The organism is Pseudomonas sp. L13 (assembly GCF_009935965.1).
Classification (GTDB): Bacteria; Pseudomonadota; Gammaproteobacteria; order Pseudomonadales; family Pseudomonadaceae; genus Aquipseudomonas; species Aquipseudomonas lactis.
In genome coordinates, this window is sequence record NZ_QODJ01000112.1 from 1 (window position 1) to 7,674 (window position 7,674).

The window sequence follows — 7,674 nt, forward strand, 5'->3', positions numbered from 1 at the left end:
CGCGGCCTGCGCATTGCGCTGGCCCAACTGGCTGAGCAACACCTGGCGAGCCTGGGCCACCAGCGCCGGGTCGGCCTTGATCGCCCACGCCGGGTGCGCGGCCAACTGCTCGCCATAAAAGCCCCACAGGCCCGGCGACAGGCCTTGCCAAAGCCCATTCGTCACACCGTTGCGCGCCGGCTCGGCGTTGCCCAGGGCCTTGCGCAAAAAGGTCGCGTCGGCCTTCTGTGGCCGGGCCAGCATCAGGTAAGCCTTTAGATTTTCATAAGCCCCGGGCGCCTGCGCAGCGCGCTGTTCGCTACCAGGTGGCAAGGCGATAAATGCCTTGAGCCGGCCTTGCAGGTTGGCCACCACCGGGTCGCGCATCAAACGATTATTGGCCTGCACGTAATGCGGCCACACCGCTGCCAGCAGGTTCTGGTTTTGCTCCAGGCCGAAGCGCTGATACCAGGGCACTCCGTTTTTGGCGCGGTAATCCAGGCGCGCCAGTTCACGGGTCAGATCGTTGAGCGCGGTCAACTGCGCGTCGCCGCTACCGGGCTGCTGCAACGCCGCCACCGAACGCTCGACCTCGCCAATCTGCACGCGGTTGGTCACGAACGACAGCAACAACCCTGCGCCCCATAACAGCGCCAGGCCCAACATAAATGCATAGCCGACACGCACCACGCCCCAGCCCAAACGCCGAGCAGTGCGGTTGTCGTCGAGTACGCCCTGCCACGGGGTAGGCGCGGACCAGTCGTGGCTTTTTGAAGCAGACTTTAGCGGCGCCACCGGCAGGCTGAACCACAGCCCCCGCAACGGCACGCCCCGGGAAAACTCGGGCGTCAGCGGCTCCAGCACCTGCCGCCAGCGGGCAATTCCCTTGGCCTGCAAATCACGCGACAACCGCAGCAAAAAATCGTGGGCCAATGTCTCATTCATCTGCCCCAGCCCGGCACGGCGCAATGGCGTGAGCAACTCAGTCAACTGCTCCTGCAGTTCCTGCGCGCTGAAGCGCTCGGGCAGTACGCGGCCCACCGGCTGCATCGCACGGCCGGTTTGCTCCCAGGTGCTGGCGCACACTTGCCAGAGGTACAAGGGCAACTGCCAGCCTACGTGATGCGCCAAGCGCTTTAACTGGCGCACGCCGGTGGCCATCGCGGCGGCGTCGGCGGCTTGAGTGTTGTCCAAGGCCCAGATTACGCCATCCAGGGAGCGCCAGCGGCTCAGGCCGGACCAGTGTGCGGTGAAGGTTTGCTCCAGGGATTCAAGGGCGTTGCCGCCCCACAGCAGGACGGTGCCCTGGCCTTCCAGCCAGTGGCGGGTGGTGAGGTTGGGGGCGATGGCGTTGACGGTGTCGGGGTCGCCGATGAGGAGAAGGAGGCGGACTTTTTGGCGCCAGAGGGGGCCGTAGTGCTCGCGCAGGTGTCTTCTGATCGAGTGGGTGCGCTCTTTCATGGAAGCATCACCAGCCCCTTCGCGACCAAGCTGTTCAGGTTGGGGAATATCATCCGCCTGCTGCGCTTCTTGACGATACGTTGAACGCCCTAACTGGTTGCCCAATGAATGGTAGGCGCCCACAAGCGCCAGCAGAACCAGAGTCGTGGCGACTATTACCCACAGGCTGATAGATTGCTGGTCACTGCCCGCCTGAAGACCTAATACGTCCGGGTAAAGCCAAACCACCCCCGCCAGTATTACTCCAATCAGCACCAATACGCTGACCACAATCCACACCCCTACTGAACGTCGAAGCTGCATTCGAAAATCCCTATTGCGAGAGCGGTGGCGCGGGTGTCAACACCGTGCTCCAGAGCCCCGTATCAACACAGTCGCTCCCGCTGAAAATGAACTGCGGCCCAGCGCCGCGATGAATGGACTGTGCCGCCAAGGCGATCGCCAGCCACGGCGATGCTTTACCTGGGTGCCCCAACGAGGCATCCAGGTTGTAAAACCCTTCGTTGGGCTTCGCTGGAAGAGGCACTTCAGCCAACACGGCGGTCAACGCAGCGTCACGCGCTGCATCAACCCCTGCTCGCCATGTTTGCTCGATTGATTGCGCAGTCAGAGGCACCCAGTCCAAGGCCTGATGCGCGGCGTAACACAGTGCATCGTTGGACGGTTCGCGCTCCTGCTCCGGGCGATGCAGGTAGGCCATGGGTGGTAATAGGGTTTGGGTCAGGCGATTGCCAAACAGTAATCCCACCGCCGCTTCAGCCGTGTTTTCAGGTTGTTGCACGGCGAACCGTAGGGCCACCACCAACAACAACGCCTGATCATTAATGCGGTAATCAAGCCACTGATCCACCGCCTCCAGACCACCGCGCTCAATAGGTGTTGTCCGTTGGCGGATACCGGATTCAATCCACGCCTGCTGCCACAGCTGCTGCCATATCTTTTCCGGCAAGGCACTCTCGACTTCCAGCAAAAGCGCTAGCGGCTGATTGTCGGGTAGCTGTTCCAGGGTTGGCGCCAAATCGGCAAGCAACTGCGCCAACACGCGTAGCAGCGTTACCTCAGGCACTTCATGCTTATCAGCGGCGATACGACTATGCCGTGACACCGTCCCTTGCCTGGACGGTTGAGCCGTTAGCGCCTTGTCCCCGCTCAATACGAGATCCAACTGCGTCGTTGATGGTGCATCAGGCGCTCGCCAAGCCGTGTTCACACTGACCCCCAACACCTGTTGAACACGGCGACCGCGCCGGAATTTTTCAATCAAATCCTCTTCACGGGCCTTATCCCACCCATCAGCAACCTGCTGCTGGCCGAGATACAGCAAGGCACGCCCAAAACCCAGCAGGCACCACCCCAGCAGCGGCCCGCCCAGAGCAAGCCCCCAAAAACGTAACGGTTGTTGACGCAACGCTTCTGTACCGAACAAAAACGTCCCCGCCACACCGAGCAGCAAAAGCAGCAGCGGAAACACCACTAGCCAGAGCCACCACCTTGGTCGTACAGGGCGTGGCGCCAGAGCAGGCACCTGATCCAATTTGACCGGCATCGCTAGCTCGCGCTCGCGTCAGGCAGTGACGAAATAAGGAGGCAACCACAGGCGCAGCGATGCCCGTGAAACGCGACGGGAAGGCCGTTGTCGCGAAACGTTGGATGCCCCTCGGCAATCACCGTGCGGCCATGGCCAGGGAGCGGACAAATCACCGGGTCGCCCTGGCGAGCCACGCCTATGCCTCTAAAGATCATGACAATGGAGCCCGATTGAACGGTGCCGCCGCCGGTTGTTTTGTCGCCGATGCGGATGATGTTTTTCATATTTTAATGACCCCTTTCGGTGGCAATGCACTAAAACTGTTTGCCTGAAAGGACCGACGGCCCTGTCTGCATGAGTGGATATTTCCTGCAGTTCGCAGGCGTACAGTAGGAGAGCGTTGCCCTCGTCGGATCGAGCCCGAATCGTCTCTTGTGCACAGGTAAAGGCCAGCTTGGCCTTGAAAATGACGTTTCATCCAAGCAGCCCCCACTCCACCGCTTCATCGCGAAGGGTGATCTTTTCGGAGAGCGGCCAAGGGCGTGGGTAAGTGCGCTCGACTTGATGTACTGGCATCGTCTCGCCCTGTTCAAAGTGGCGAATGACTTCTTTCCACCTAATCGCGAGGTCGTTTGGCCAGATGATTTTCCAGTAGCCCGTCTCCGGGCAGGTCTCACCGCTGTAGCAGATACGCACCGGGAAATTGGCTTGGCTGAAAGCCGGTGAACCGGGCATTGGTTTGCCGGTGGCTGGGTCGAGCACCATGGCTTTGGCCAGTTGGTTGATCAATGCCTCGGTGGGCTTGGGCGGTGGGACGTTGGCCAAGCGGGCTTCCAGCCATTGCAGCTTGCCGTCCCAGGCAGGGAGTTTGGCCGGTGGTAGGGGAAGGATTTCGTTGATTTCGGGGACTTTGGGGTCGGCGTAGGAGTAGTTACCTAGTACTTTGCCGATTTGCTCGTAGCGGTCTACACGCTCCAAGTCTTCCTGTTGCCCGAGGTAATGTAACTCGTTAGAAGATGACGGATTACGAAAACCTTTGCTTAAAAAAGAGGCCGAAACGCTGCTACCAGCAGCGACTCCTAATTGGAATGCCTCAAGCGCTTCACGGTATTTTTTCCCATATTTGAGATCAACACCTAATGCCGTAGCGGCTTTACCATGTGCTTGCTCAGCAGCGCAACGATACATTTGGCGAGCGACATCCGGAGCAATATTACTCGGTTCTAGCTTGTCACCCACGTAATACTGGGCCTGAGCATTGCCCAGATCAGCCGCTTTGCGGTAGTAACGCAACGACATTTCCGGGTCTTTCTTCAGCCCGGCAGATCCCTGTTGCAAGAAGATCCCGATAAAGTAATAACCCGTTGCCACACCGGCATCGATCAAGTGCTGACTCAAACGCAAGTGTTCTTCACCTCGCAACTTAAAAAAGCCACGCATGGTGCCATTCTGCAGGTTGATATTGGCCTTGTAGTGACCGTTCTCGGCAGCAATTCGATACAACCGTTCGATCTCAACATCGACAGTCTTGTCTTGCTTGAGCTGGTTGTTTTTTTGCAGCCAACGGGCGTACTGAAATAACACATCGCTTTCAGCGGATGACACCGGAATACTTTCGTGTACACAGGCAAAGGCCAACTTGGCCTTGATTTCAGTGAGCGGATTCAAGGGCATGTCCTTAGTCGGCAAAGTAAAAGCGTTGCTGGTGCCGCACACGGCCAGCAACAGACTCGATAACAAGATTTTCAGGCGCATTCAGTCAAGGTCCTTCAGGGTGGCTTCGCCGTAATAAAACTCGATGAGGGAGGCATACGGCGCCCCACTTTTTAGGTCTTTCTGACGTTTTTTGTTTTCAACAAGAATTTCCTCCCAAGCATCAAACGCTTTACCCGGATCATCCTGCGCCCCCATCTCCTTCGTATGAAGATTCCATAACCGCCTCCGCAACGCCTGCGTCACCTCCGCCCACTCATGAGCAATATTCAACTCACTGTCCACCATCATGCTGCGGGTGTTGATATTCGCCGAACCATGGGTGGTGAACACGTCATTGACGATCATCAACTTGGAATGGATATACACCGGCGTCCACCTCTTGCCAGCCGGTGAGTCGGGTGCCACCAGCGAACACAAATGCACTTTCAAGCCGGGCACTTCCTGTGGGCTAATCGTGGTGTCTTCGACCGCCTTGATTTGCTCATCGAGTTGAGCCTGCCACTCCTTGAGTTCCCGTTGCCCAACGTGGTCATTGGGTTCAGGTCGTGGCCGTGGAGGCATCTCCTTTTTTATCTGCTTGATGCGCAGCAGTTTGGTCACCGCCGGAATCGTTTCGGCGCGCCCCAGACTCTCGATCATCTCCTGGGTTTTCACTGTGCCCGCGCCCATGCCATCGTTGGTGGCATTGGTGATCACGAACAAATGCAACGCACCGTGCAGGCCCGGGTCACGCCCTGCCCCGGTCTGGACTTGCGCCGCCTGCTTGATCGCCTCCGCCAGCGGTGGCCAGCGAAAATACTGGTTTTCGATATAGATAAACTGGGTCGCGTTATTGATCGCCTTCAAGTACAGCGCCTCAATATCCCGCTTGCCGGCTTGGGCCTGGGTGCGCAATAACTGCGCGACCAACAAGCTGCCTTTACCGGCCGTGAGGTGCTCGGCGACCTCAGTGGAACACCGCGAAACCAGAAGGTCTTCGCCGGTTTCCTTGAGCCAGGCCGTCGCAAAGTTATGGTGCAAATGTTCCAGAATCGGGCCGCTGACCTGGCTGGAAATATCCTGCCGGGGCTGGTCGCCGCGTGCCCCCCTGTTGGGAGCCGGCTTGCTATCGGCGCTGCGGTTCAGCGCCGAATGCGAGTCAGTGTCCCAATATTCATCGAGCATGTTGTGGCCCATGACAAAGCCGACAGCGCAGTCACACAACTCGTAATCGACCAACACACTCTTTTGGTGGTGAGTGGCCGACAACCCCATCGTATAGCGCATTTTTTTACTGATGTTCGGATCGAGACTGGCGCGCTTCACCCAGTGATTAATTTCGGCCCGTTCGCGTGCGCTGAAGCCACGACTGACGAATAGCGGAACCTTGTCATTTCCTCGCCCGGCCGCTTTACCGTCCGCAACCGCACAGTCGGCAAACCATTGGCGATCATCGTCGTATTGCTGTTGGGTAGAACTCTGGCCCGCCCGGTCTGCGATGCTGATCGAGCCTTTGCCAGGCAAGTTGGCTTCACCCGCAAAGCCGGCACTGTTGAACGGCATTTCCCAACCCAGCACTCGCACCTTGACACCTTCCAGCGCCTTGGCACGGAGCAGATCACCGATACTGGACGCGCTGCCGTCGCGGATGAAATACATCGACGGCTGGAAGCCCCAGCAAATGATATCCACGGTCTTTTTGGCCGCTGCAATTGCCTGATGTACAGCCCTGAACGCTTCCTCACCGTTAACCAAGGGGAGATAAGCCGCCATGGCGGGATGGTATTCGGTGTTGCACACAAACCAGGGCGCGCTGCATGTCGCCTCCTGGGTATGCTGGAGGGCAAGCGGTACGACGATGTCGGGTTGAGCTTGAGTCATTGTTGGTCTCCCTTCTTGCCTCGGGCGCCTTCCATCACCGACGCGTACAACGCTCGGTGGTCGGTGTGTGAGTTGGGCTGCCGTACACCGGCGTCGGTTTGCGATGCATGATGATGAAAACCACTGTTGGCCATATGCGCTTGCTCGGCATTGCGGTACTCCGTTGGCACCGGAATCTGGTAACTCACACCGTTAGCCATTTCCAATCGATAGCCTTGAGTCACGACCTGGTGGTCGACCATCAAGTGTCCGGTGTCGTCCAGCGCCCCCTTTTTAAGCAACGCGCCATCGGCGTATAGCGTGTAAGGCATTCCGGCCCAGCCCAGGCTGGAAGCGTTGGAGGCTTGTGGCACACGCAGTCGCACTTTTTCTTTGGATAAGCTCTGCGGAAAGTCAGGGTGCGCGGCATTCATAGTGGCTGGGCCCAAGTAGTCGAAGTGCGCCGACTTCACGTTGTAATCTCCTGCCGTGCCCGATTCGATGCAGCTCTGATCCAAGGTGATGTAGCTGCCGCCCGCGTTCAGGGTGATTTTCTTTTTCGCGACGATGCGAATTTCGTCTTCGGTGCTGATGATCTCCAAACCCTGGCGGGCCATCAGTTCCAAGGTGTCGTTCTGTGCCTGGATCTTGACCGGCCCCTGGTTGGCAGTCAGCTTGATCCCAAGCTTGCGCACGAACAGGCTCACCCCCTGCCCCACGCCGATAAACAGGCGCTTGATCACGCTGATATCCGCCTCGCCACCAGCGTTGAGCATCAGGTTGTTTTGAGCCGCCAGCTGCAAGTGCTTGCCGCTGGTCAAGGCAATGCCTTCAGGGGCACTGAGGAGCAGCACGGACGATGCAAGTTGTTCAATGTCTTTTTTGAGCAGGTTGATCTGCGCCTGCACATCTGCCGGGTCAGCCTTGGCAGCCTGGGCATCGGTGGACAGCCCATCCAATTGATCCGCAGCCTGTTGCAAATGGCCCAACGCAGCACTCATTTCCAGCATCTGGTCGCTAGCCCGAGGCTGCACATCAGCACTGACAAACAAACCTTTCCCACCCCGAATCGCGCCCCAACCATCGGTGCGCAGTTCAAAGCCTTCGCCGCGTTTTTGCTTCTGAGCATCGACTAGGTGCCCAAGGTTGAG

At 58.3% G+C, this 7,674-nt stretch carries 6 protein-coding genes; all 6 read right to left on the bottom strand.

Features of this window, described 5'->3' with window-relative positions; genetic code table 11:
* The coding region (locus DK871_RS27940) for an ImcF-related family protein (RefSeq protein WP_306109909.1) at nucleotides 1-1,743 on the bottom strand (1,743 nt) is incomplete at its 3' end.
* Nucleotides 1,744-1,753: 10 nt separating this feature from the next.
* Nucleotides 1,754-2,986 (bottom strand): hypothetical protein, encoded by a 1,233-nt coding sequence (locus tag DK871_RS27945; protein WP_161907431.1) that lies wholly within the window; start codon nucleotides 2,984-2,986, stop codon nucleotides 1,754-1,756.
* 2 nt (nucleotides 2,987-2,988) lie between these two features.
* On the bottom strand, nucleotides 2,989-3,252 hold the full coding sequence (locus DK871_RS27950; protein WP_161907432.1) for a PAAR domain-containing protein: 264 nt from the start codon (nucleotides 3,250-3,252) through the stop codon (nucleotides 2,989-2,991).
* A 190-nt stretch (nucleotides 3,253-3,442) separates the two neighbouring features.
* Nucleotides 3,443-4,723: a sel1 repeat family protein gene (locus DK871_RS27955; protein WP_161907433.1), complete on the bottom strand. Its 1,281-nt coding sequence runs from the start codon at nucleotides 4,721-4,723 to the stop codon at nucleotides 3,443-3,445.
* The gene (locus DK871_RS27960) at nucleotides 4,724-6,544 is read right to left on the bottom strand and encodes a phosphatidylserine/phosphatidylglycerophosphate/cardiolipin synthase family protein (protein WP_161907434.1); all 1,821 of its coding nucleotides are present in this window, start codon (nucleotides 6,542-6,544) and stop codon (nucleotides 4,724-4,726) included. It lies immediately after the preceding gene.
* On the bottom strand, nucleotides 6,541-7,674 hold a 1,134-nt coding region (locus tag DK871_RS27965), incomplete at its 5' end, for a type VI secretion system Vgr family protein (RefSeq protein ID WP_161907435.1). The genes DK871_RS27965 and DK871_RS27960, both read right to left, overlap by 4 nt.

Coding starts and splice junctions, on each gene's coding strand:
- DK871_RS27945 (WP_161907431.1), bottom strand. CDS start 2,986: ATGCCGGTCAAATTGGATCAGGTGCCTGCTCTGGCGCCACGCCCTGTA.
- DK871_RS27950 (WP_161907432.1), bottom strand. CDS start 3,252: ATGAAAAACATCATCCGCATCGGCGACAAAACAACCGGCGGCGGCACC.
- DK871_RS27955 (WP_161907433.1), bottom strand. CDS start 4,723: ATGCGCCTGAAAATCTTGTTATCGAGTCTGTTGCTGGCCGTGTGCGGC.
- DK871_RS27960 (WP_161907434.1), bottom strand. CDS start 6,544: ATGACTCAAGCTCAACCCGACATCGTCGTACCGCTTGCCCTCCAGCAT.